Raw genomic sequence first — 22,185 nt, 5'->3', positions numbered from 1 at the left:
GGGCGTCCTTATTTGGCTGTCTGGTTCAATATCGGCTGGAACGCAGCTACCCAGTGGGCGGGTTGCCGGCGTGGCTTGCCGTCGGGGGATACAAACGCGGCCGTAACGGTTGCCTCGATCAGTATTTCACCGCCACGCATTACTGTTTGATGAATGTCGCAACTTGCCGCACGGACGGCCTCCACCGTGCTGACAACAACTAGCGCATCGTCAAAATGTGCCGGACGGCGGTATTTGATATGCATTTCGGTCACGGCATAGGCGCCTGCGCCCTCTTCATGTACGCGCCGTTGGTCGATGCCGACGCACGCCAACATGTCAGAGCGTGCCCGTTCCATGAAGTGCAGATAGCGTGCATGATAAACCACACCCGAAAAATCGGTGTCCTCGAAATAGACGCGGACCGCAAAATAATGCCGCGTGCCGTCAAAATGGCCTTGATAGGGTTGGGGCGGGGACATCGGTCAATGGCTTACCGCAAGGATTCACAGACCGAAAGGGGGTTTGGCAGGCAAATCCTCAACTTATCGCCCGAAAGAGTCGGTCTATCTGCTATTTGTCAAACAACCCGTCTTGCGATCCTGCGGGCGGGTTGAGGCCCAGATGCTTCCATCCCGGTGCATTAAGCGCGCGGCCACGTGCGGTGCGGGCGATGAGGCCGAGTTGCAACAGATAAGGTTCCACCACATCCTCGATTGTATCGCGTGGTTCCGATAAGCCCGCGGCTAACGCTTCGACACCGACCGGTCCGCCGCGGTAGATGTCGGCAATCATATGCAGATATCGCCGATCCATTGCATCCAGTCCTAGCGCGTCGACCTCCAGCCGATTGAGCGCGGCGTCTGCGATTTTTGCGGTGACCACCGGTTCGCCTGCAACATTGGCGAAGTCGCGCACTCGGCGCAGCAAACGACCCGCGATGCGGGGGGTCCCTCGTGCGCGCTTGGCAATCTCATTCGCGCCGTCGGGCGCAATGCCCAGATCGAGCAAGCGGGCGGCACGGGTCACAACCAGTTCCAGTTCGGCATGGGTGTAGAAATTCAGCCGCACCGGAATTCCGAAACGGTCGCGCAACGGCGTCGTGAGCAGTCCCTGCCGCGTTGTCGCCCCGACCAGCGTAAAGGCGGGCAAATCGATCCGCACCGACCGCGCCGATGGCCCCTCGCCGATCATGATATCAAGCGCGCGGTCCTCCATGGCAGGATAGAGAATTTCCTCGACCACCGGACTTAGCCGGTGGATTTCGTCGATGAACAAAACGTCGCCATCTTCCAAATTGGTCAGCAGCGCCGCAAGATCTCCCGATTTTGCAATCACGGGACCTGACGTCGCACGGAATCCCACGCCCATTTCCTTGGCGACAATCTGCGCCAATGTGGTCTTGCCCAAACCCGGTGGTCCAAAAAACAGGACATGGTCAAGCGGCTGCCCGCGACCTTTCGCCGCCTCGATAAACACCCGCAAATTATCTCGCGCGGCCGCTTGGCCAATGAATTCGGCGAGCGTCTTGGGCCGCAGAGCGGCATCGACATCTTCGGGCTTGCGCATAGGGGTGAGGTGGGGGTTGTCAGTCATGATCGATGCTATCCCCGACAATCTCTACCCATTTGTGTTTGCGATTTTCGTAAATCGATACTGACGGCGCACCGAAGGATGGATCGGCAAACGCGCCAATCGCCACCGCTGTCAAATTGGGAAATGGCCCTGCCTTATAAAAGACGGTCGCACCGCAATTCGGGCAGAAATAAAATTTGCCAACAGCACCGCTATCGCCTGGATGATCGTATAATTTTGAAACGCCGGTTATGGAAACCGCCGAGTCGGGAAAGCGCGCTTGGGCTGTGAAAGAACTTCCTGATCTTTGCTGGCATTTCAAACAATGACAGACCGAAATGCGCATCGGTTCCCCCGTGCACGCAACCGACAACTGGCCGCAACGGCACGTGGCGGCTCGTACCAACGTCACCGCTCCATCCCCTTTAACGCCCGCTTTGCATCCATCGCATGGTGCACGATTCGAGCAATGAACACCAAATTACCTTTCGCAGTGTAAAAAATACGGTGCTGCCGGTGTGTCAATTTGCGGATACCTCTGCCTAAATCTGATGCTGTTACACCAGCCTTTGGGAGAAGTCGAAGCAAGTCAAATAGTTCGTCGAAGCCGCGCATATAAGCGTCAGCGATGTCTTCGCCGAACTGTTCAAAGCTATAGGCATCAATGCTGTCTAAGTCTGCCTCCGCCGAACTGCTAAGCCGCAGCTTTACGCGTTCGCGCTTTACGTCGGGCAATAATTTTTTCGATGACGTCTTCCGGCTCTTCATCGACCACACCCGACGCGAGCCCCTCGGCAATCAATCCCCGTAACCATTCGGTTTCGGTCGTTGCGGCCTCTTGATCCCGCCGCACCAGATCGCGCACATAATCGCTGGCGCTGCTGTAGCGCCCTTCGGAAACTTTGTGATCGACCCAACTCTTGAGTGCTGGCGGAAGAGAGAGATTCATCTGTGGCATCAATGGAATATACAAATTTGTGCAAATTTGTCGAGAAAATTATCATTTTTATAGCAACACTCACTTCGAAGCCTTCTTCAACGCCAGCCGGACCAGCGCATCCAAACTCGCATCCGCGCCCAATTCCTCGACCGCCAATGCTACGGCAGAGCTCGCCTCGCCCGGTTTGAAGCCCAGATTGGCGAGCGCGGAAAGGGCATCGCCCGCATGGCCGCCGCTGGCCGTTCCGCCGGACATCAATTTTGCCCCGCCGCCGATACCGGCCAACGCGCCGACCTTATCCTTCAATTCATTGACAATGCGGCTAGCGAGTTTCGGCCCGACGCCATTGGCGCGCGCGACCATCGCGGCGTCGCCGCTGCCAATCGCAAGCGCGAGATCCTGTGGTTCGATGGCAGACAATATCGCAAGTCCCACCTTGCCGCCCACGCCCTGCACGCCAGTCAAAAGGCGGAACCAGTCGCGTTCTTCGCGCGTGGCAAAGCCGATGAGGCGCATGTCGTTTTCGCTGACCTGCATTTCGGTGAATACGGTGGCGAAATCGTCGGCCTTGCCAAGCGCCGCCAATGTCCGCGCGCTTGCCTGCACCAGATAACCGACGCCATTTACGTCGATGACCAGATGGTCCACGCCCGTTTCGTCAATCCGACCGTAAAGCTTTGCGATCATGTCCACCCCTTCATGTCCAACAGGTAGCCTGCCAAAAGTTCAAGAGCAAGAAAAAGAGAACAATAAGTGAACTAACGCCGAATGTGGTGCGCGTGGGTAATTGCTACAGCGAGCGCGTCAGCCGCGTCTGGCCCAGCCAATTTCAGGCCGGGCAGCAAAATACGTAACATCGCCTGAATTTGCTCTTTGTCGGCCTTGCCTGTGCCGACGACTGATTTCTTGACGAGCCGCGCGGCATATTCGGTGACAACGACCCGCGCCTTTGCCGCGCCGAGCAGAACAACACCTCGCGCCTGACCGAGCTTCAATGTCGTCTGCGGGTTTTTGTTCACGAACACTTCTTCGACCGCAACCGCATCGGGACGGAAGCTGTCGATCACCGCGTTCAGCTTGGCATCCAGCAGCAGCAGGCGGTTTGCCAGCGGCAGCTTGGCGTCTGTATCAATCTCGCCATTGTCGATATGCGAAAGGCGGTTGCCTTCCTTGCGAATGACGCCCCAGCCGGTCGTACCCAGGCCGGGGTCAAGCCCGAGGATTATCATCCAAGCTTCGCCATGACCTCGTCCGACATGTCGTAATTGCCCCAGACTGTCTGGACGTCGTCATCTTCCTCAAGCGCGTCGATCATTTTGAGCAATGTCGCGGCATTGGCTTCGTCGACTTCAACGAGCAATTGTGGCTTCCATGCAAGGCTGGCACTTTCTGCTGCACCCAACGTCGTTTCCAACGCTTTGGCAACTTCGTGCAAGCTGTCCATTGCCGTCCAGATGCTGTGTTCGTCTTCGCCAGATTCCACATCTTCGGCACCAGCTTCCAGAGCCGCTTCGAAAACTGCATCTGCATTACCGACGTTTGCGGGATATGTAATCAAACCCATCCGGTCGAAACCATGGCTCACCGCGCCAGACGCCCCAAGATTGCCACCATTTTTGGCAAAAGCGGTGCGTACATTCGTTGCCGTGCGGTTGCGATTATCGGTCAGCGCCTCGACGATGACAGCAACGCCGCCCGGGCCATAGCCTTCATAGCGCATTTCTTCATAGTCTTCACCACCTGCTGCTGCTGCCTTGTCAATCGCGCGCTGGATATTATCCTTCGGCATTGATTGCGCCTTGGCGGCGTTGACCGCCAGCCGCAGCCTCGGGTTCATGTCCGGATCGGGCATGCCCATTTTCGCAGCAACGGTGATTTCGCGGCTCAATTTGGAAAATTGAGCCGATCGTTTTTTATCCTGCGCGCCTTTGCGATGCTGGATATTTTTGAATTTACTATGGCCTGCCATGGCTCTTTTCTTTGAAGCTAAAGTGAAGTGAAGGCGCGCCCTTACAACAGGGACGGGGGCAAGGGCAAGCGGGGCGCTTATCCCAGCTTCACCGCCGTGCCCGACGCAGTGACCATCAGCATGGATCCTTCCTTGCCCAATACCTCGTAATCCAGGTCGATGCCGATGACGCCGTCCGCGCCCAGATTGCGGGCTTCGTCGGCCAGTTCGGCAAGCGCGGTCTGGCGGGCATCGCGAAGCGAGCTTTCATACGCCCCCGATCGGCCACCGACGATATCGCGGATGCCGGCAAACAGATCCTTGAAGATATTGGCACCCACAATGACTTCGCCCGTTACAACGCCCAGATATTGGCGGACAGGTTGGCCTTCGATGGAGGATGTGGTGGTCATCAGCATGGGATTTTTCGCTCCTGTAACAAAACTCGGGTTCTTCGTGTCTCATTATTGATCTAACTCGATCTCAGCCTCAAGTCTTGTGCAATGTTAAATTGCAATTTTCTTGATCGAATGGTTGAAGCAAGGCCGGAGGTATAAAATAATGATCAACAATAGCTTAGGGCAAACATTTTGCGGAGTTTTGGGATATGATGCCTTGGAAGCAATGATAAAAATGGAGGCGAATGAAAGCCAGCCGGCGCGGCGCGATTTCGTGCGAACCGCTTTTGCCGCAATTGAAGGTTGGCTGTGGTTGTATCGACAAAACATTCAGGAAATGGTGGCTTCAATTCGCGGACTGACGCCGCTGGAACGATCCGCATTTGAAGAAAAAAGCTTTGGCATAAACGAAACTGGCCAGCTCAAAGAGCAAGAGAGATTTGTCCCTCTAACAGCCATGTTCCGTTTTGTCGTCAAACTAGCCGAGAAGGAGTTTGGCGAACGGCTCATCGATTTTTCATCTGCAGACTGGCAAAATTTCAACCATGCAATTCGGATCCGAAACCGTATCACGCACCCTAAGACCATCGAAGACCTTAATTTGTCAAAGCAAGATATAGAACTGGTAAGAGGTGCGCTTTTGTGGGCATTTGCAAATGTCGTCACCGGCAGTGAGCAAGCTCAGCTCGCCTTGACCAACCATATCGGTTCAATGCGAGAAGTTTTAGACAGCTTGGCAACCGGTAATGCTGAGACAATGGCCTTATATAAGGCAGTTCTAAACAGTGACAGCTAACACCATCAGTTCCCAACTTACGCTAATCCCAAAGCCGACTTATAAGTGTCGAGCAGGGCTTCCATTTCTTGGCGATCGTCATTGCTCATTTTGCGGAGCTTCAAGATCTGACGCATTATTTTGGTATCATAACCTTGGCTTTTAGCCTCGGAAAAAACGTCGCGAATATCGTCAGAAATTCCCTTTTTCTCTTCATCCAAACGCTCGATGCGCTCCATAAAGAGGCGCAATTGTTCATTGGAAACAGCGGCATCTGCCATGATAATCTCCTAAATATTGGGGTGGGTGCCGTTGGTTGCCGGCGGCCCGAATCAGATGTCGACCCGCTTAATGCGCGGCAGCATTTTTCGCCACGCTTTCCTTCATGCGGTGCAGCTTTTCCGGTGTCGCCTCACTTTGGAAGCGGGCTTTCCATTCGGCGGCTGGCATGCCGTGGATCAGTTCGCGCGCTTCGTCCTTGGTCAGGGTGCCATCGGCCTCCATCACCCAGTCGGCGAGGCAATTGCGGCAAAAACCAGCGAGCCCCATCAGGTCGATGTTTTCAGCGTCGTGCCGGTGTTGCAGATGCGTTACGAGACGGCGGAATGCGGCTGCAGCAGCGTGGTCGGTCAGTTCTTTCATCGGTGAATACCTATTCTTGTGATTTGAAGGCCTTCCGCCATGATTCCCTTGTGCTATAGCCGGTCTTATTAAGAATTCCAGCCAACGGAGCGGACGCTTGACCCAATATTCGAAACCACGTGCCCGCAAAGTCCGCATTCTCGCCACTCTCGGTCCGGCCAGTGACACGCCGGAGATGATTGAAAAGCTGTTTCTGGCTGGCGCGGATGCATTCCGCATCAATATGAGCCACGGTGAACAGGCCGACAAGGCAAAGCTTGTCGAACATATTCGCGGATTGGAAAAAAAATTCGGTCGCCCAACCACAATATTGGTCGATTTACAGGGGCCGAAATTACGCATCGACAAATTTGCCGAAGGCAAGGTCGAATTGAAAACCGGATCAAAATTCATACTTGATGCGGACAAAACACCTGGCGACGCCAGCCGTGTTTATCTCCCGCACCCCGAGATTTTTGCCGCCCTCGAACCGCAAACCCGGCTTTTGCTAGATGATGGCAAGCTGGTGCTGCGCGTCGTGACCGTTGCCCCGCAAAAAATTGAAACAATGGTCGAAGTGGGCGGCATGCTGTCCGACCGCAAGGGCCTGAATGTCCCCGATGTTGTGGTGCCTGTTGCCGCGCTGACCGAAAAGGACAGGTCCGATCTTGCTTTTGCTGTGTCGCAACATGTCGATTGGATCGCCATGTCTTTTGTGCAACGTCCTGAAGACGTGGCCGAAGGCAAGAAGCTGATCGGTGGCAAAGCCGCTTTGCTCGCAAAGATTGAAAAGCCAGCGGCGATTGGACGGCTGGAAGAAATATTGGAACTGGCCGATGCGGTGATGGTGGCGCGCGGTGATCTGGGGGTTGAATTACCGCCTGAACAAGTGCCGCCTTTGCAGAAACGGATTGTCAGCACCGCACGGCGGATGGGCAAGCCGGTGGTTGTTGCCACGCAGATGCTGGAGTCGATGATCACCTCGCCTTCGCCAACGCGCGCCGAAGTGTCGGACGTGGCCACCGCGATTTACGATGGCGCAGATGCGATCATGCTGTCGGCCGAAACTGCTGCCGGGGCGTGGCCGATTGAGGCGGTGTCGATCATGGACCGGATCGCGATGCAGGTCGAAAGCGACCCTGATTACCACGCCCGCGTCCAGTTCACCAAGATCAGCGCCGATGCGACCACCGCCGATGCCCTCGCGGCGTCTGCGGCGCAGATTGTGCAGACCATTGATACGAGCGCGATCATCTGCTTCACCTCATCCGGTTCGACAGCGCGGCGTATTGCGCGTGAACGGCCCATGGTGCCGGTATTGGTGCTGACCTCGCACATTGCAACTGCGCGCCGGATCGGCCTTTTATGGGGCGCGCACAGTGTGCGGACGAAAGATATTGGCAGCTTTGAAGAAATGGTCGCCAAAGGCCGTCGGATGGCATTGCGCCATCATTTGGGCACCGCGGGTGCGCGGATTATCATCATGGCCGGTGTGCCCTTCGGCACGCCGGGGTCGACCAATGTGCTGCACATAGTCCGGTTGACAGGGGATGAACTGAAGGGCCATTGATCCGATTTGCGGTGATTTTGCTTAGGCCTTGAAAGGGAAAGGTAAAGAATTATATTATCTTTGCCCAAACACCATTATTCTCCCGTGCTTTGGTTTCATCTTCCTTTCTCTATGCGTCACCCTGAACTTGTTTCAGGGTCCTAGTAATGCGGCGTTGAAAACTAAGACCCTGAAACAAGTTCAGGGTGACGGTGGTTATGGATTTACGGGTTTGTGGCGGACAGTTGCGCTTCTTCCTTTTTCCCCAATTCCTTCTGATGAAAAATTTTCAACCTTTGTCTTGGTTCACCTCGCTATTCGGGTAGCAACAGGCTGGAATCACCATAAGAGTAAAAGCGATATTCGCTTGCGATCGCGTGCGCATAAGCCGCCTGCATTGTTTCGCGGCCCATCAGCGCGCTAACCAGCATGAACAGTGTCGATTTGGGCAAGTGGAAATTGGTCATCAGGCCGTTGATAGCCTTGAAACGATAACCCGGCGTAATGAAAATATCGGTGTCGCCTGAAAACGGCCGGATCGTTCCGTTTTCGTCAGCTGCACTCTCGATCAGGCGCAGCGACGTGGTTCCAACCGCAATGAGACGCCCGCCATTTTCGCGGATCGCGTTCAAACGAGATGCGGTTTCCGCGTCGATTTGTCCCCATTCATGATGCATATGATGGTCATTGGTATCTTCGGCCTTCACGGGAAGAAAAGTGCCGGCACCAACATGCAGCGTTAACGTGGCAGTTTCGATGCCCGCCGCGACAATTGCGGCCATCAATTCGGGCGTGAAATGTAGAGAAGCCGTCGGTGCTGCAACTGCGCCATCCTTCTGGGCAAACATGGTCTGATAATCCTGCGCGTCCCGTTCGTCTGTGGGGCGTTTGCCGGCGATATAAGGCGGCAAAGGCATTGTTCCTGCGCGCTGCAGCAGAATTTCGACCGGCTCGTCACCCTGAAAATAAAGCGTATAGCTGCCATCATCGTGGCGCTCTTCGGCGACGGCGATTACGCCCGAGCCGAAATCGACACTTTCACCCTCCCGCAGGCGCTTTGCGTTGCGGATAAAGGCCTGCCAACGGCGCAGGTCGAGGCGCTTGTGCAATGTTGCGCCGATTTTGGCCGCGCCGCGAAACCCGTCCAACTGGGCCGGGATTACACGCGTGTCGTTGAAAATAAGGCAATCGCCCCGACGCAACATTTGCGGCAGGTCACAGACATGATGGTCGGACACATCACCTGTACCTCCAACAGCCAACATACGTGCGGAATCGCGCGGTGTAACCGGCCGCAACGCAATGCGTTCCGGCGGCAGATGAAAATCGAACAGGTCTACCCGCATGTTTTGACGGTCTTTCGAACCCGCGAAAATCGGGTCAATCGGTCATGATCTGCGGAGCGGCTACAAGCGGTGGCGTTATATTGTCGGACGCGATCGATGCCTGTATGACCTTGCTCGGACTTGCAGGTGGTTCGCCACGTTCGATTGCGTCGACATATTGCATCCCTGAAACCACCCGGCCGAAGACGGTGTATTTGTTATCAAGACTGAAACGCGGTTGAAAGCATATGAAGAACTGGCTGTTGGCGGTGTCAGGTTCATTTGTACGCGCCATGGACACCGTGCCACGCAAATGCGGCAGCTTGTTAAACTCGGCTTTCAGGTCGGGCAGTTCTGACCCGCCCTGTCCGGTCCCCGTTGGGTCCCCGGTTTGCGCCATAAAGCCGTCAATTACCCGGTGGAAAACCACTCCATTATAAAATCCCTGACGGGCAAGCGTTTTGATGCGGTCGACGTGCGCGGGGGCTATGTCTGGATAAAGCTGGATGGTTACACGTCCGCCGGTCGACAGATCAAGGTGTAACATATTGTCCGGTGTAGCCGCCGGAGCCGCAGCAGCGGGGGCAATTTGTGCGGCCAGATGGGCAGGTGCAAGCATGGTCAACGCAAGCAAAATAGCCGTTGCGGCACGGATAATCGGATAAAAAGCGGACATCGGGATCAGGTCTCTCCTGTAAAAGGTTGTGACGCTATTAACGAAAGCCGCTGTCGCTGTCATGAATGAAATATCACGGACAAGATATTCGATGTTGATATTCTGCACTGTAAATATTGCCCGACCCATGGGGGCAAGCTGACCCTGAAAATACTGTGGCATAAATACTACATGCGCCAAAATTTCCCGTCGCGATCCAGCAATTTCTTTGCGCGGCATAGGCTTTTCGGCCAAAGCGAAGGCAACCTAGAGTAAATTTTCCGCCGTGGCGCATACCCGATGCACATGGAATGGATGAAAATCTGGGGCATTAACAAGCTTTGCAAACGCGACCCAAAGTGTTTGCATGACCCAAATAGCTATGGAGGGCTATACCGTGAAAACTACACGTATCAGCAATTTGAAATATGCCGCAGCACCGCTTGCAATCGGTCTGGCGCTGATTTCTACACCTTCGTTCGCACAAGATGCGGCCGAGGAAGAAGTAAGCGAGGCAATCATCGTCACAGGTTCGCGCATCGCGCGGCCAAATCTGGAATCCTCGAGCCCGATCACCGTTGTCAGCAGCGAAGACATCAAGCTTCAGGGAACCGTCCGGGTTGAAGATCTTTTGAATTCGCTTCCTTCGGTTTTCGCAAGCCAGGCTTCGACCTTGTCGAACGGTGCAGACGGAACGGCTTCGGTTGACCTTCGTGGTCTTGGAACAAGCCGTACCTTGAGCCTGATCAATGGTCGTCGTCTTCTTCCGGGTGATCCTAGCCCAGGAAGCGGTTCTGCTGCCGATATCAATATCATCCCTGCCTCCATCCTGAAGCGCGTCGAAGTACTTACCGGTGGTGCATCGTCCACTTACGGTGCCGATGCTGTGGCCGGTGTTGTGAACTTTATTATCGACACCGACTTTACGGGTGTTCGCTTTGATGGCCAGTACAGCTTGTTCCAGCATAACAACCGCAACAAGTTGCTGCCGCCGTTGCTTGATGCACGTCAGGCGCAGGGCCTTGCCGGTTACGGATATCCAGAAGGCAGCGTGACCGACGGTGGCGCTTTTGACGGCACGGTTTCGATCGGCAGCGGCTTTGACGGCGATCGCGGACACGCTGTGGTCTATTTCGGCTATCGCAATGTAAAGCCCGTCACTCAAGCAAATCGTGACTACAGCGCTTGCGTTCTTCAGAACACAGGTGGTGGTGCGAACCAGTGCGGTGGTTCGGCGACTTCACCCGAAGGTAACGTCCTTGTTTTCGACGGCGGCACTTCGACCTTTTATTCGTTCGCACCAGGTGGCGGGTTCAACAATGCGGCAACGCGTTTCAACTTTGCTCCTACAAACTTCTTCCAGCGTAACGATGAGCGTTACACGGCGGGACTTTTTGCGAACTATGAAATCAATGATGCTATCAAGCCTTATATGGAGTTCATGTTCATGGACGACCGCACGGTCGCCCAGATCGCGCCATCAGGTAACTTTGGTAACACATTGACGATCAACAGCGACAACCCGCTGATCTCGGCAGCGCAACGTGCGGTCATTTTTGACAATGAAAACCTGATTAACGGTTTCCTTGGCACATTCCCGCTTGCTGTCGGCGCGCCATATAACCCTAATCCCGGCGCTGCTCCGATCAACTTCATCGACCCTACAACCGGACTGCCTTACAACCGGGCATATTTCCAGTTGCTGCGTCGTAACGTTGAAGGTGGACCACGTCGTTCCGATTTGCAGCACACCAACTTCCGCGCTGTTCTCGGCAGCAAGGGCGATTTGGGTAAAGCATGGTCCTACGACGCTTATTACCAATATGGCCGCACCAATTATACGCAAGTGTACACCAACGAATTTTCGGTTGCACGGTTGACCAAGGCACTGGACGTTGTTGCCGGACCTGGCGGCGTTCCAATTTGCCGTTCGGTACTTGATGGCACGGACCCGAATTGCGTTCCTTATAACGTATTTGCAGGTCTGGGTGGCGCGAGCGCTGCTGCGATCAATTATCTTGACGCAAGCGGTTTCCAAAAAGGCCAGACTTCGGAGCAGGTCATATCTGCTTCGTTGACCGGCCAGCTCGGCGAATATGGCTTCAAGGCCCCTTGGGCGAATGACGGCGTTGCCATCAACGTTGGTGTTGAGTGGCGCAAAGAGTCACTCGAACTGCTGACCGACAATGCGTTCCAGACGGGCGATCTGACCGGTCAGGGCGGTGCGACTTTGCCGCTTTCGGGTGATTTCAGCGTCAAGGAATTCTTCGCCGAAGCACAGATCCCAATCGTGCAGGATAACTTCATTCACGAATTGTCGCTGAATTCTGGCTTCCGCTATTCGGATTACAAGACAAGCTCGGGTAATTCCTACAGCACGACCACGTACAAGATTGCTGCCGATCTGGCGCCTGTCGAAGACATCCGTTTCCGTGCGGCCTATAACCGTGCGGTTCGTGCGCCTAACATTCAGGAACTGTTTTCAACGCCAACAGTTGGCTTGAATGGTTCGGTAGATCCTTGCGCGGGCGTAGTCATCACAGCGACTGACTTTGGCTGTCTGGCTCAAGGTTTGCTGGTCGGTCAAACGACAGCGGCAAACCCTGCTGGTCAGTATAATGGCTTTGTTGGCGGCAACCCCAATTTGTCACCGGAAAAGGCAACGACCAAGACTTTTGGCTTCGTATTCCAGCCATCGTTCTTGCCGCGCTTTTCACTCACCGTTGACTATTTTGATATCAAGGTCGCGAACGCCATCCGTTCGTTCGGCCAAGATGCCATTTTGGGTGACTGTATTGCAAACGCGACTGCTACATTTACCCCCGTATCATGCGGACTTGTGGATCGTGACGCAGCGGGTTCAATCTGGCTCACACCAGGCGGTTTTGTGAACGATTTGCCGAACAACGTCGGTGAAGTGCAAACCAAAGGTATTGAAATCAATAGCGGTTACAATACGGAACTGGGAAGCATCGGAACATTGTCCTTCAGCTTTGTCGGAACCTATCTGGATGCTTTCAAGGTCGACAATGGCCTGACCCAACCTTATGATTGCGCCGGTCTCTATGGCCCAACATGCAGCAAGGGCGGCACCACAGACAGTGGCGCTCCATTGCCTAAATGGCGTCATAAGGTGCGGACAACGTTGCAGATGGCCAATGGCATTGGCCTGTCACTGCAATGGCGTCGTATTGGCAAAGTAAGGGCGGAAACGCTGTCGACGAACCCATCGCTGGCCGGTGCATTCAACTTTGATCCGGGTCTCCGCATCAAGGCACAGGATTACTTCGATCTGGCTACGACCGTTGCAATTGGCGACAATTTCAACTTCCGTCTGGGCGTCAACAACCTGCTTGATAAGCAACCGCCATTGGTCACATCAGGAAACGGCGGACGTGCCGGATCCAACCTGTGCCCAACCGGTCCTTGCAACGGCAATACCTATCCTGCGACCTATGACGCACTGGGCCGGTATCTCTATGCTGGTGTAACACTGGATTTCTAAATCCGGTTTGATTGCTAAGATTAGGCGGCTGGTCATGTACCAGCCGCCTTTTTTTTGGGTAATCAGCAGGCTTTGCAGCCTTTACGTTTCCGTCGCATTTGCCGTCGGCCTGTGCCAAAAGAAGCGCTCTTGAGTTAAACAGATAGACTGATATTCATGCTAGACCCGAAAACGGCTGAAATCCTGAAAATCGCGATGGCGCACATTCGGTTCGGCAATGTCGCACTTGCGACCAAGACCGCCCGAGAAGGCCTTGATCAATCTGGCGATCCAGTGGCGCTGAATGCCTTTCTGGGCATGATATCGGCCCGGAACGGTGACACAACAGCGGCTGCGGACCATTTATATCTCGCCCATCGGGGGAACCCGACCGATGGCGTCATTGCCGGTAATCTTATCGCCATATTGATCGAAACCGGCGACGTTTCGGCCGCACTTGAGATCGCATCATGGGAACTTGCCGAGCAGGAGCCATCGCTTCGCATTATGCGCTATCGTGGCTTTCTCTCGCAATCCTTGGACCGGTTTGCCGATGCTGCCCAAGCGTATAGATATGTCGTGGACCGCGTTGCGGACGATTTCGAAAGCTGGAACAATCTTGGCAATGCACTGCAGCCTCTGGGGGAATTTGAAGCAAGCATCGGCGCCTTGGAACGTGCGGTATCGCTGGACCCCAAATCAGCACCATCGCGGCTCAACCTTGCCGCAGCTTACGACGCGGCTGGCCGAACCAAGGATGCCGAAGAGGCTTTGGAAAAGATGATACGGGATTTTCCGGATTCGGCGCGGCCCATGTTCGAACTTCATTCCCACTTCAAAAGATTGAACCAGCCTGAAAAGGCACTCGCAGCGTTGGAGCAAGCGGTCACTATCGAGAGTGAAAACGCGGGAATGCAACTGAAACTCGCCATCGAATATGGCATGATCTTGCGTACCGCCGAAGCCGAAACAGCTTACCGCCGCGCCCTTGCCAGCGATCCGCATCTGGCCGAAGCCTATCTGGGGCTGGCCATCCATTATGAACATACCAACCGCGAAGAAGAATTCGCGCCGCTTATTGCCATGGCGGAACTGCACGGATTGGACGCAGGTGTTTTGGGATTTCTGCGCGCGCTTGAATTTCGCCGCGCGGGTCAATTTGCCGAGGCGCTGGAGTGCATCACGAATTTGCCGGCAACTCTGGAGCCGGAACGCAGCTCCCACATACGCGCAACCCTGTTGGATCGGATGGGGCTGTCGGACGAAGCCTTCGCCGCGTTTGACGAAACAAACCGGTTGCACCAGCTGGATGCATCCGATCCGGTACAGCGGGCCCACGACGTCCGCGCGAGGTTGCGTTCCGATTTGCAGTTGCTCACGCACGATATCGCGGCTTCGTGGCCGCATCCCGGGCTAAATCCGGATTCCCGCGACCCTGTATTTCTCGTCGGATTTCCGAGATCCGGGACGACCTTACTCGACACCATATTGATGGGGCATCCCCAAACGACGGTGTTGGAAGAACATCCCGCGCTAAACCGCGTTGATGGTGCGATTGGCGGACTGGCGGCAACCTTGTCGCTGGATGATGAGGCTATCCGGCGTGCGCGATCGCACTATTTTAAGGAAATCGGAGACAGCTTCGCTGTGTCGGGGGCAGATTTGCTGATCGATAAATCGCCGCTTTTCCTTCAGAAAGTTCCGCTCATTCGCCGACTGTTCCCCAACGCCCGCTTCATATTAGCCTTACGCCACCCGTGCGACGTTTTGCTGAGCTGCTATATGAGCAATTTCCGATTAAACTCGGCCATGTCAAACTTCCTGCGGCTTGAGGATGCGGCCGAATTTTATGATCTGACATTTCAGCATTGGCAGCGTTCGCGGGAGCTGTTTGCCCCCGATGTGCACGTCATCCGATACGAGCGGCTCATCGAAAATGTTGAACAAGAGGTCCGGCCACTTTTCGAATTTCTTGGCCTTGAATGGAAAGCCGAAGCGCTCGACCATCGCAGCACGGCAAAAGCGCGGGGATTGATTACGACCGCAAGCTATTCGCAAGTGACCGAACCGATCTATCAACGCGCTGCAGGCCGCTGGGTACGTTACCGAGACCGGCTGGAGCCTGTATTGCCCGTGTTGCGTCCTTGGGCCGATGCATTTGGTTACGAGATATAGGGTTAGGACCTTAGGTCCTGCGGGGCTGTCCGTGCCGCCATTGCTTCATGCTCTAGTAACAACGTCGTTCGGCGCAAGGATTATGGAATCTCCGCCTCTCCGAGCAAAAATTGCACTTCATTATATTGTCATTCAAACATTCTCGCTTACATTGCAGGGATAATCTGCTGCACATTGCGCAGGTGATGATAATCAAGGCGTAAATGATGAACGAAGAACCGGAGTCCAAAGGCAATCCGTTGTTGCGTAATATGGCAATTTGGTCAGCCATCATTGTCGCCATATTGCTTGTTGCATCGATATTTGGCGGATCATCGGAACCTGCCAAGGGTATCAGCTATTCCAGTTTCCGGGATAAGGTCGAAGCGGGCGAGGTCAAATCGGTTGCCATTGCGCCGGAACGCATCACCGGCAAATTGCAGAATGATGAAATTTTCATCACGGTTCCTATTCCCGGCGACAACAGTCTGTACCCGTTGCTCGATGAAAAGGGCGTGGATGTGCAAGGCAAGGCCGAAGAACAGCCAAGCCTGTTGTTGATTCTAGTTTATCAGGCGCTCCCTTTCCTGCTGATCCTCGGCATCGCTTTTTTCGTTCTGCGTCAGATGCAAAAAGGCGGCGGCGCGGGTGGTGCGATGGGCTTTGGCAAGTCCAAGGCGAAGTTGCTCACCGAAAAACATGGCCGCGTCACCTTTGAAGATGTCGCCGGTATCGATGAGGCACGCGAAGAGCTGCAGGAAATCGTCGAATTCCTGAAGGACCCGCACAAATTCTCGCGCCTGGGTGGCAAAATCCCCAAGGGTGCTTTGCTCGTTGGTTCGCCGGGCACCGGCAAGACATTGCTCGCCCGCGCCATTGCCGGTGAGGCAGGCGTGCCCTTCTTCTCCATCTCCGGTTCGGACTTTGTCGAAATGTTCGTCGGCGTCGGCGCAAGCCGCGTGCGCGACATGTTCGAACAGGCCAAGAAAAACGCGCCGTGCATCGTCTTTATCGACGAAATCGACGCCGTGGGCCGTAGCCGTGGCGCAGGCCTTGGCAACCAGAATGACGAGCGTGAGCAGACATTGAACCAGCTGCTCGTCGAAATGGACGGCTTTGAAGCCAATGAAGGCATCATCATCGTCGCTGCCACCAACCGTCCCGACGTGCTCGACCCCGCCTTGCTGCGTCCCGGCCGTTTCGACCGTCAGGTTGTTGTGCCGCGTCCCGACATTGATGGCCGCGTAAAGATCCTTGAAGTGCATATGAAGCGCGTGCCACTTGCCCCCGATGTTGATGGCCGCGTCATCGCGCGTGGTACGCCCGGCTTCTCCGGCGCCGACCTTGCCAATCTGGTGAACGAGGCGGCCTTGCTGGCGGCACGACGTGGTAAACGTCTGGTGGCGATGCAGGAATTCGAAGACGCCAAAGACAAGGTCATGATGGGCACCGAACGCAGGTCGATGGTCATGACTGAAGACGAAAAGAAAATGACCGCTTATCATGAGGCTGGTCACGCGATTGTTTCGATCCATGAAACTGCATCGGATCCGATCCACAAGGCAACGATTATCCCGCGCGGCCGTGCGCTGGGTATGGTCATGCGCCTGCCGGAACGCGACAGCTACAGCTATCACCGCGACAAGATGCACGCCAACCTGTCGGTATCGATGGGCGGCCGCGTCGCCGAAGAGCTGATCTTCGGCTATGACAAGGTGTCGTCGGGCGCGTCGAGCGATATCCAGTACGCCACCAGCCTCGCGCGCGACATGGTCACCCAATGGGGCATGTCCGACGAGATGGGCCCGCTGCAATATGAAGAGCGGCAGGACGGCTATCTCGGCTATGGTATGTCGCAACGTTCAGCCATGTCAGATGAAACCGCGAAGAAGATCGATGCCGAAATCCGAAAGCTGGTCGAAGGCGGCCACAAGCGGGCTACGGATTTGTTGAAAAAGCACAGCAAGCAATTGCATCTGCTGGCCAATGCGCTGCTCGAATTCGAAACTCTGTCGGGTGACGAGATCAAGTCGCTGCTAGCCACCGGCAAGTTCGAGCGGGACGATGGCGCGATTGCCAAGCCGTCGAGCATCCCGCAGATCGGTACTGCTATTCCCAAGGCAGGCCGCCGCAAGGCAGGCGATGTATCGGGCGAACCCAACCCGCAAGGCGCGTAAGCACCGACCGGGTCCGGCACCATGCCGATCTATTGCGATGAATCAGGCGGTGTAGGCCGGGGTGTGATGACCCTGGCTGCGCTCTTTATTGACGACGCTGACGCACAACTCGCACTTGACCGGTTTCGGTTGGCCACCGGCCTGTCAAGCGAACTGAAAGGTAGCCGGATTGATCTGGACGAACGCGCCCTTTTGTTCGAACTGCTTTCGGTATTGAACTGGTCCGCGACCGTAGGGATTGCAATTTCGGCTTTAACGCCCGAAATTGGGGGTGATCGGGGAGACCATGATGTCGCGATCTATGCTGCCTTATTAGAGGATTCCGTCGGTGCAATCCTGCCTGTGACTGGCGGTTGTGCGCAGGTTTTTATCGATGACGGACGTTATGGCCCCGACACTTTGGCGCGGGTCCGCAAAGATATCGCGGCGTTGATCGGCCCATGCGGCAACGCGCAACTGGAACTGAGCCACCGCCTGCCCGGCCTGCAAATTGCCGATGTCATCGCTAACACCTTCTTCAACCGCGCTATGGTCACCGAACGGCAGGCGCGTATGGCGGCCATCGTCGCGCCTTTTCTGGAAAGCGGTCGCATTCAATTGCGGATATTGTCAGGTCGCACCGAATAACATCCCTAAAAAAGAAAAGGCCCGGTCGATGCCGGGCCTTTTGAACTTTGTTTTGGACGGACCGGATTACCGGTCGTAATCGCGCTGCATACCAGCGCCGCGCGCCGGGGCTGCTGCGGTCAGGCGAAGTGCCTCAGCCGACAGGCTGATCGAACCGATTTCATCGGCTTCTTCGTCTTCGTCGACCTGGACCTTCTGCAGCGATTGAACAAGGCCTTCCTGCAGATGTTCAGGACGGACAGTTTCGTCAGCGATTTCGCGCAAGGCAACAACGGGATTTTTATCACGGTCACGGTCGACGGTCAGTTCCGCACCGCCGGAAATTTCGCGGGCACGCTCGGCTGCGAGCAATACGAGGTCAAAACGATTGGTAACCTTATCAATGCAATCTTCAACGGTAACGCGTGCCATAGTGGCTCCTGATTCTTCGCAAATTTCGGAAAGTTGAGCGCACCTAAGGTTATAGCAGGAAAATGTCAACGAAAACGGCGTGTCCCATGCTTTGCTTGCCGATTTTGGCGGGAGGCACTACCTCGACCTGATGGCGGCCCGTCTTTCCCTTACCGGATTTCCCGGAAAACATTTTGACGTCGCTGGGCATGACCTTTTTGTTGTCCACGCGCCCGAAGTGAGGCTCGCCGCGATGCACGCAGTGATTGCGGCGGCGACGCAGTCGATCCGGATGTTTTTCTATATGTACGCGGACGACGAAACCGGCAGGGAGATATTGGATGCGTTGATTGGCGCGGCAAAGCGCGGCGTGCAGGTGCAGCTTATTGTCGACAGTTTCGGTTCGGCCGATCTCGATTACGCATTTTTCGAACCGCTGGTCCGGGCCGGCGGGGCATATCATTTTTTCAGCACTCGCAAAGGCTTCGGATATCTGATCCGTAACCACCAAAAGATGCTCATAGCCGACGCTGCCATCGCTCTGGTAGGTGGGTTTAACATCACCAACCAATATTTCGGCCGCGCCGGAGAGGACAGCTGGGAAGATTTGGGTTTGATACTCTCCGGGGCCGAAGTGGCACGTCTTGCCAATTATTTTGATGATCTTGACCGGTTGTCGCATGACGGCAAGGTCCGTTATCTGGGGATCCGCGGAGTCATCAAAAACTGGCGACCAGGGATCGGAGAGATACAGTGGCTGCTCGGCGGCCCGACCAACCGCATTTCGCCGTGGGCGTTGACCTTAAAACGATCGTTACAGGTGGGTAAGAAGTTCGATATTGTCTCGGCTTATTTTTCGCCTTCGCAAACCATCCTGCGCCGTGTGGCCCGTGTGGCCAAGCGTAACGCTGGGTCGCGCCTCGTGCTGGCGGGCAAGACCGACAATGGCGCAACTATCCCCGCGGCCCGTTTGCTCTATCGCTATCTGATAAAGCGCAAAGCACGCCTGTATGAATATCAGACCCGCCCGTTGCATATGAAATTGATGGTTATCGATGATGCAGTTTACATCGGCTCGGCCAATCTCGATGTCCGCAGCCTGTTTATCAATCTGGAAATCATGGTTCGGATAAAGGACGCCGCATTGGCCGCCCATATGCGCGGTCTGGTCAACCTGTTGGTCGAACAATCTGAAGAACAAACGGGTACGCTCGTGAAAAATCGCGACCGCTGGTGGAGCCGATTCAAGGGCGGCCTTGCGTATTTTCTAGTGAACACGGTGGACTATACGGTCGGCCGCCGGATCAAATTCAGGTTGCTGCGCAACCGGTAACGGCAATATTGGAATGGGGGGCTGTCCCGAAAGCACAGCCCCTGGTTAAACTAGCTACTTTTGCAAATCTGTTCGTTTTTGCCGGAAAGCTTGACCTTGATTTCCTTGCCAGCGCCCGCAAGCGTGCTTTCGCCGTCTGCGGATGTCAGCGGACCGGCGGGGGCTGCTTCGGCTGCGGGCTTGGCGGCGTCGGTTGCGGCGGCGTCAGCGGCAGGCGCTTCGGGAGCAGGTGCGGTGACGCGGACGGCGGTGGCGGCCTTGTCGCCTACGCGGATGTCGGCGGCTTCATTCGCGCCGAGGAAATCGACATAGAGGATCGTGTTGTCGGCGCAGCGATAGGTGCCAGAGGCAGTGATCGCGGGCGGCATTTCGATTTCTTCTGCGGCCGCGGTGGCCTTGGTCGCGTCGGCTTCACCGGCGGCAGGGGTTTCGGTTTGGTTGCATGCCGCTAACGCCAGCATGGACAAGGGGGCGAGGATCAGGAGAGGTGTTTTCATAAGGCGGCCCGTTTGCCGTAGCCTTTCGCCATTGAAAAGCAAAAATGCGCGTCCGCCAAAGAATTTTGCGATTACCCGAAAGGCTTGACCCGAACAGCCGCTAGCGCCATTGCAGGGGGATGTCTTCCGAAGCACCCGAACTGAATTTCGAACAGGCGCTGCGCGCGCTTGAGGATATCGTCCACAAGCTGGAAAGCGGGGAAGCGCCGCTCGACGAATCGATTGCGCTCTATGAAAAGGGCAACGAGTTGCGCGCGCTGTGTCAGCAACGGCTGGATGCGGCAAAGGCGCGGATCGAGGCGATCACGCTGGGCCCCGACGGCACGCCTGCTGGCACCACGCCCTTCGACGCCGGCTGACCGGATATGTTGCACGACGCGCTGAACCAGATAGCTGCGGATGTAGACGCCGAATTTGACCGGCTGCTCGCGCTGCCCGGCGATGCGCGCGACCCGCTCTATGCCGCGATGCGCCATGCGGCGATTGGCGGGGGCAAAAGATTGCGGCCCTTGCTGGTCACCGCGACCGCCGCCCTGTTCCATGTCGACCGCGATGTCGCGCTGCGCGTTGGCACGGCGGTGGAGGCGATCCATGTCTATTCGCTGATCCATGACGACCTGCCGTGCATGGATGATGACGATATGCGGCGGGGCAAGCCCACCGTGCACCGCGCTTTTGGCGAGGCGACCGCCGTGCTCGCGGGCGACTCGCTGCATGCGCTGGCCTTTGAAATCCTGGCAAGCTCGCGCACCCACACCGACCCTTTCATCCGCAGCGAACTGATCGCCACCCTTGCGCTGGCGAGCGGCCCTGATGGCATGGCGGGCGGGCAGATGATGGATCTGGAGGCGGAAAAGACGACCTTTGACCTGCCCACGGTGACACGTTTGCAGGCCCTGAAGACCGGCGCGTTGATTGCTGCCAGCGTCGAAATGGGTGCGATCCTCGGCCATATCCCGCCCGAAGGCCGCGCGCATCTGAAAGGCTATGCCCGCGATATCGGCCTCGCTTTCCAGATTGCCGACGACATATTGGATGTAGAGGGCGATCCCGAACTCGCCGGCAAGGCGCTGCAAAAGGATGCCGAGGCGGGCAAGGGGACCTTTGTCTCGCTGATGGGCCTCGACCGCGCCAAGCAACAGGCGGGCATGCTGGTCGCGCAGGCGAACGAGCATTTGGCAAGCTATGGCAGCGAAGCCGACCTGCTGCGGGCCATTGCCAATTATATTACGGAGAGGGACCGTTAATGACACATCGCATCGGCGTATATCCCGGCACCTTTGACCCCATCACCTTGGGGCATATGGACATCATCCGGCGCGGCGCGAAGCTGGTAGATATGCTGGTCATCGGCGTCACCACCAACGCCGCCAAATCGCCGATGTTTTCCGACGACGAACGCATCGCGATGGTCGAACGCGAAGTGGCGAGCATCGGCGATGCGACCATCCGCGTTGTGGGTTTCAATTCGCTGCTGATGGATTTTGCGGAATCGGTTGGCGCATCGACGGTGATCCGCGGCATTCGCGGCGTGACCGACTTCGAATATGAATATCAGCTCACCGGCATGAACCGGCAGCTCAACAACCGCGTCGAAACAGTGTTTCTGATGGCCGACGTCGCCCTGCAACCCATCGCCTCGCGCCTCGTCAAGGAAATCGCACTGTATGGCGGGGAGATCGGCAAGTTCGTGACGCCCCCCATTCGCGACGAAGTGGTCGCGCGAGTTGCGGAGAAGAAGGGGTAGGTCAGGGGTTG

The 22,185-nt window shown here is 55.9% G+C and carries 25 protein-coding genes; 10 read left to right on the top strand and 15 right to left on the bottom strand.

Going from position 1 to position 22,185, the window contains the following annotated elements:
* Positions 1-8: 8 nt before the first annotated feature.
* The 9 genes from ACKVOS_RS01120 to ACKVOS_RS01080 form a co-directional block, all read right to left on the bottom strand.
* Positions 9-461: a YbgC/FadM family acyl-CoA thioesterase gene (locus ACKVOS_RS01120; protein ID WP_409210180.1), complete on the bottom strand. Its 453-nt coding sequence runs from the start codon at positions 459-461 to the stop codon at positions 9-11.
* Positions 462-552: 91 nt separating this feature from the next.
* Positions 553-1,575: a Holliday junction branch migration DNA helicase RuvB gene (ruvB, locus tag ACKVOS_RS01115; RefSeq protein ID WP_409210179.1), complete on the bottom strand. Its 1,023-nt coding sequence runs from the start codon at positions 1,573-1,575 to the stop codon at positions 553-555.
* Positions 1,568-1,966, bottom strand: a complete 399-nt coding sequence (locus ACKVOS_RS01110; RefSeq protein ID WP_409210178.1) for a GFA family protein — start codon at positions 1,964-1,966, stop codon at positions 1,568-1,570. Before ACKVOS_RS01110 ends, ruvB begins: the two co-directional genes overlap by 8 nt.
* Positions 1,963-2,322, bottom strand: coding sequence for a type II toxin-antitoxin system RelE/ParE family toxin (locus ACKVOS_RS01105; protein WP_409210177.1), 360 nt, complete (start codon positions 2,320-2,322; stop codon positions 1,963-1,965). The genes ACKVOS_RS01110 and ACKVOS_RS01105 overlap by 4 nt, the downstream gene beginning before the upstream one ends.
* On the bottom strand, positions 2,249-2,503 hold the full coding sequence (locus tag ACKVOS_RS01100; protein WP_409210176.1) for a type II toxin-antitoxin system ParD family antitoxin: 255 nt from the start codon (positions 2,501-2,503) through the stop codon (positions 2,249-2,251). The genes ACKVOS_RS01105 and ACKVOS_RS01100 overlap by 74 nt, the downstream gene beginning before the upstream one ends.
* Before the next feature lie 69 nt (positions 2,504-2,572).
* On the bottom strand, positions 2,573-3,181 hold the full coding sequence (gene ruvA, locus ACKVOS_RS01095; RefSeq protein ID WP_409210175.1) for a Holliday junction branch migration protein RuvA: 609 nt from the start codon (positions 3,179-3,181) through the stop codon (positions 2,573-2,575).
* Between the two features lie 71 nt (positions 3,182-3,252).
* On the bottom strand, positions 3,253-3,723 hold the full coding sequence (gene ruvC, locus ACKVOS_RS01090) for a crossover junction endodeoxyribonuclease RuvC (protein ID WP_409210174.1): 471 nt from the start codon (positions 3,721-3,723) through the stop codon (positions 3,253-3,255).
* Positions 3,720-4,463: a YebC/PmpR family DNA-binding transcriptional regulator gene (locus tag ACKVOS_RS01085; RefSeq protein ID WP_409210173.1), complete on the bottom strand. Its 744-nt coding sequence runs from the start codon at positions 4,461-4,463 to the stop codon at positions 3,720-3,722. Before ACKVOS_RS01085 ends, ruvC begins: the two co-directional genes overlap by 4 nt.
* 77 nt (positions 4,464-4,540) lie before the next feature.
* On the bottom strand, positions 4,541-4,861 hold the full coding sequence (locus tag ACKVOS_RS01080; protein ID WP_409210172.1) for a heavy metal-binding domain-containing protein: 321 nt from the start codon (positions 4,859-4,861) through the stop codon (positions 4,541-4,543).
* A 142-nt stretch (positions 4,862-5,003) separates the two neighbouring features.
* On the opposite strand from ACKVOS_RS01080, the gene ACKVOS_RS01075 reads away from it, so the two are divergent.
* Positions 5,004-5,636, top strand: a complete 633-nt coding sequence (locus ACKVOS_RS01075) for a hypothetical protein (RefSeq protein WP_409210171.1) — start codon at positions 5,004-5,006, stop codon at positions 5,634-5,636.
* A 17-nt stretch (positions 5,637-5,653) separates the two neighbouring features.
* Here the strand turns inward: ACKVOS_RS01075 and ACKVOS_RS01070 are convergent, their stop codons facing one another.
* A complete protein-coding gene (locus tag ACKVOS_RS01070) occupies positions 5,654-5,896 on the bottom strand; it encodes a DUF2312 domain-containing protein (protein WP_409210170.1) in 243 nt (80 codons plus the stop codon).
* A 67-nt stretch (positions 5,897-5,963) separates the two neighbouring features.
* Entirely contained in the window at positions 5,964-6,257 is a 294-nt protein-coding gene (locus ACKVOS_RS01065; RefSeq protein WP_409210169.1) for a DUF1244 domain-containing protein, read from the bottom strand.
* A 97-nt stretch (positions 6,258-6,354) separates the two neighbouring features.
* Here ACKVOS_RS01065 and pyk point away from each other — a divergent pair, with 97 nt between their 5' ends.
* Entirely contained in the window at positions 6,355-7,806 is a 1,452-nt protein-coding gene (pyk, locus tag ACKVOS_RS01060) for a pyruvate kinase (protein WP_409210168.1), read from the top strand.
* Positions 7,807-8,099: 293 nt separating this feature from the next.
* Here the strand turns inward: pyk and queA are convergent, their stop codons facing one another.
* Both queA and ACKVOS_RS01050 read right to left on the bottom strand, forming a co-directional pair.
* Positions 8,100-9,131 carry a tRNA preQ1(34) S-adenosylmethionine ribosyltransferase-isomerase QueA gene (gene queA, locus ACKVOS_RS01055; protein WP_409210167.1) on the bottom strand — a complete coding sequence of 344 codons (1,032 nt, stop codon included), beginning with the start codon at positions 9,129-9,131 and terminating at the stop codon, positions 8,100-8,102.
* A gap of 34 nt (positions 9,132-9,165) precedes the next feature.
* On the bottom strand, positions 9,166-9,729 hold the full coding sequence (locus ACKVOS_RS01050; RefSeq protein WP_409210225.1) for a peptidylprolyl isomerase: 564 nt from the start codon (positions 9,727-9,729) through the stop codon (positions 9,166-9,168).
* 403 nt (positions 9,730-10,132) lie between these two features.
* On the opposite strand from ACKVOS_RS01050, the gene ACKVOS_RS01045 reads away from it, so the two are divergent.
* From ACKVOS_RS01045 to ACKVOS_RS01030, 4 genes are all read left to right on the top strand, one after another.
* Entirely contained in the window at positions 10,133-13,270 is a 3,138-nt protein-coding gene (locus ACKVOS_RS01045; protein ID WP_409210166.1) for a TonB-dependent receptor domain-containing protein, read from the top strand.
* A 156-nt stretch (positions 13,271-13,426) separates the two neighbouring features.
* The gene (locus tag ACKVOS_RS01040; protein ID WP_409210165.1) at positions 13,427-15,424 is read left to right on the top strand and encodes a sulfotransferase; all 1,998 of its coding nucleotides are present in this window, start codon (positions 13,427-13,429) and stop codon (positions 15,422-15,424) included.
* 203 nt (positions 15,425-15,627) lie between these two features.
* Positions 15,628-17,580 (top strand): ATP-dependent zinc metalloprotease FtsH, encoded by a 1,953-nt coding sequence (gene ftsH / locus ACKVOS_RS01035; RefSeq protein ID WP_409210164.1) that lies wholly within the window; start codon positions 15,628-15,630, stop codon positions 17,578-17,580.
* Between the two features lie 66 nt (positions 17,581-17,646).
* Complete coding sequence (locus tag ACKVOS_RS01030; protein WP_409210163.1) at positions 17,647-18,207, top strand: hypothetical protein; 561 nt, start codon at positions 17,647-17,649, stop codon at positions 18,205-18,207.
* Positions 18,208-18,273: 66 nt separating this feature from the next.
* On the opposite strand, the gene rpoZ is transcribed toward ACKVOS_RS01030, so the two are convergent.
* On the bottom strand, positions 18,274-18,618 hold the full coding sequence (gene rpoZ / locus ACKVOS_RS01025; protein ID WP_409210162.1) for a DNA-directed RNA polymerase subunit omega: 345 nt from the start codon (positions 18,616-18,618) through the stop codon (positions 18,274-18,276).
* Between the two features lie 130 nt (positions 18,619-18,748).
* Between rpoZ and ACKVOS_RS01020 the strand changes: the two genes are divergently transcribed.
* On the top strand, positions 18,749-19,930 hold the full coding sequence (locus ACKVOS_RS01020) for a phospholipase D-like domain-containing protein (RefSeq protein ID WP_409210161.1): 1,182 nt from the start codon (positions 18,749-18,751) through the stop codon (positions 19,928-19,930).
* 50 nt (positions 19,931-19,980) lie between these two features.
* Here the strand turns inward: ACKVOS_RS01020 and ACKVOS_RS01015 are convergent, their stop codons facing one another.
* Entirely contained in the window at positions 19,981-20,427 is a 447-nt protein-coding gene (locus ACKVOS_RS01015) for a hypothetical protein (protein WP_409210160.1), read from the bottom strand.
* Positions 20,428-20,546: 119 nt separating this feature from the next.
* Between ACKVOS_RS01015 and ACKVOS_RS01010 the strand changes: the two genes are divergently transcribed.
* The 3 genes from ACKVOS_RS01010 to coaD are packed head-to-tail and all read left to right on the top strand — an operon-like array spanning position 20,547 to position 22,174.
* Positions 20,547-20,786, top strand: coding sequence for an exodeoxyribonuclease VII small subunit (locus ACKVOS_RS01010; protein WP_409210159.1), 240 nt, complete (start codon positions 20,547-20,549; stop codon positions 20,784-20,786).
* Positions 20,787-20,792: 6 nt separating this feature from the next.
* On the top strand, positions 20,793-21,674 hold the full coding sequence (locus ACKVOS_RS01005) for a polyprenyl synthetase family protein (RefSeq protein WP_158902260.1): 882 nt from the start codon (positions 20,793-20,795) through the stop codon (positions 21,672-21,674).
* Positions 21,674-22,174, top strand: a complete 501-nt coding sequence (gene coaD, locus ACKVOS_RS01000; RefSeq protein WP_409210158.1) for a pantetheine-phosphate adenylyltransferase — start codon at positions 21,674-21,676, stop codon at positions 22,172-22,174. Before ACKVOS_RS01005 ends, coaD begins: the two co-directional genes overlap by 1 nt.
* Positions 22,175-22,185 lie beyond the last annotated feature (11 nt).

Origin of the sequence: Sphingorhabdus sp. (assembly GCF_046154385.1) — a bacterium.
Taxonomy (GTDB): domain Bacteria; phylum Pseudomonadota; class Alphaproteobacteria; order Sphingomonadales; family Sphingomonadaceae; genus Sphingorhabdus_B.
The sequence above is the reverse complement of the archived record's forward strand: the minus strand, read 5'-3'. Positions and strand labels throughout refer to the sequence as shown.

Coding starts and splice junctions, on each gene's coding strand:
- ACKVOS_RS01100 (WP_409210176.1), bottom strand. CDS start 2,503: ATGAATCTCTCTCTTCCGCCAGCACTCAAGAGTTGGGTCGATCACAAA.
- ACKVOS_RS01050 (WP_409210225.1), bottom strand. CDS start 9,729: ATGCTTGCACCTGCCCATCTGGCCGCACAAATTGCCCCCGCTGCTGCG.
- ACKVOS_RS01015 (WP_409210160.1), bottom strand. CDS start 20,427: ATGAAAACACCTCTCCTGATCCTCGCCCCCTTGTCCATGCTGGCGTTA.
- ACKVOS_RS01010 (WP_409210159.1), top strand. CDS start 20,547: ATGTCTTCCGAAGCACCCGAACTGAATTTCGAACAGGCGCTGCGCGCG.
- rpoZ (WP_409210162.1), bottom strand. CDS start 18,618: ATGGCACGCGTTACCGTTGAAGATTGCATTGATAAGGTTACCAATCGT.
- ACKVOS_RS01045 (WP_409210166.1), top strand. CDS start 10,133: ATGACCCAAATAGCTATGGAGGGCTATACCGTGAAAACTACACGTATC.
- ruvA (WP_409210175.1), bottom strand. CDS start 3,181: ATGATCGCAAAGCTTTACGGTCGGATTGACGAAACGGGCGTGGACCAT.
- ruvC (WP_409210174.1), bottom strand. CDS start 3,723: ATGATAATCCTCGGGCTTGACCCCGGCCTGGGTACGACCGGCTGGGGC.
- ACKVOS_RS01070 (WP_409210170.1), bottom strand. CDS start 5,896: ATGGCAGATGCCGCTGTTTCCAATGAACAATTGCGCCTCTTTATGGAG.
- ACKVOS_RS01065 (WP_409210169.1), bottom strand. CDS start 6,257: ATGAAAGAACTGACCGACCACGCTGCTGCAGCCGCATTCCGCCGTCTC.
- ACKVOS_RS01080 (WP_409210172.1), bottom strand. CDS start 4,861: ATGCTGATGACCACCACATCCTCCATCGAAGGCCAACCTGTCCGCCAA.
- ruvB (WP_409210179.1), bottom strand. CDS start 1,575: ATGACTGACAACCCCCACCTCACCCCTATGCGCAAGCCCGAAGATGTC.
- ACKVOS_RS01085 (WP_409210173.1), bottom strand. CDS start 4,463: ATGGCAGGCCATAGTAAATTCAAAAATATCCAGCATCGCAAAGGCGCG.
- ACKVOS_RS01120 (WP_409210180.1), bottom strand. CDS start 461: ATGTCCCCGCCCCAACCCTATCAAGGCCATTTTGACGGCACGCGGCAT.
- ACKVOS_RS01040 (WP_409210165.1), top strand. CDS start 13,427: ATGCTAGACCCGAAAACGGCTGAAATCCTGAAAATCGCGATGGCGCAC.
- ACKVOS_RS01075 (WP_409210171.1), top strand. CDS start 5,004: ATGATCAACAATAGCTTAGGGCAAACATTTTGCGGAGTTTTGGGATAT.
- ACKVOS_RS01030 (WP_409210163.1), top strand. CDS start 17,647: ATGACCCTGGCTGCGCTCTTTATTGACGACGCTGACGCACAACTCGCA.
- ACKVOS_RS01005 (WP_158902260.1), top strand. CDS start 20,793: ATGTTGCACGACGCGCTGAACCAGATAGCTGCGGATGTAGACGCCGAA.
- ACKVOS_RS01020 (WP_409210161.1), top strand. CDS start 18,749: ATGGCGGCCCGTCTTTCCCTTACCGGATTTCCCGGAAAACATTTTGAC.
- queA (WP_409210167.1), bottom strand. CDS start 9,131: ATGCGGGTAGACCTGTTCGATTTTCATCTGCCGCCGGAACGCATTGCG.
- ACKVOS_RS01105 (WP_409210177.1), bottom strand. CDS start 2,322: ATGAAGAGCCGGAAGACGTCATCGAAAAAATTATTGCCCGACGTAAAG.
- coaD (WP_409210158.1), top strand. CDS start 21,674: ATGACACATCGCATCGGCGTATATCCCGGCACCTTTGACCCCATCACC.
- ftsH (WP_409210164.1), top strand. CDS start 15,628: ATGATGAACGAAGAACCGGAGTCCAAAGGCAATCCGTTGTTGCGTAAT.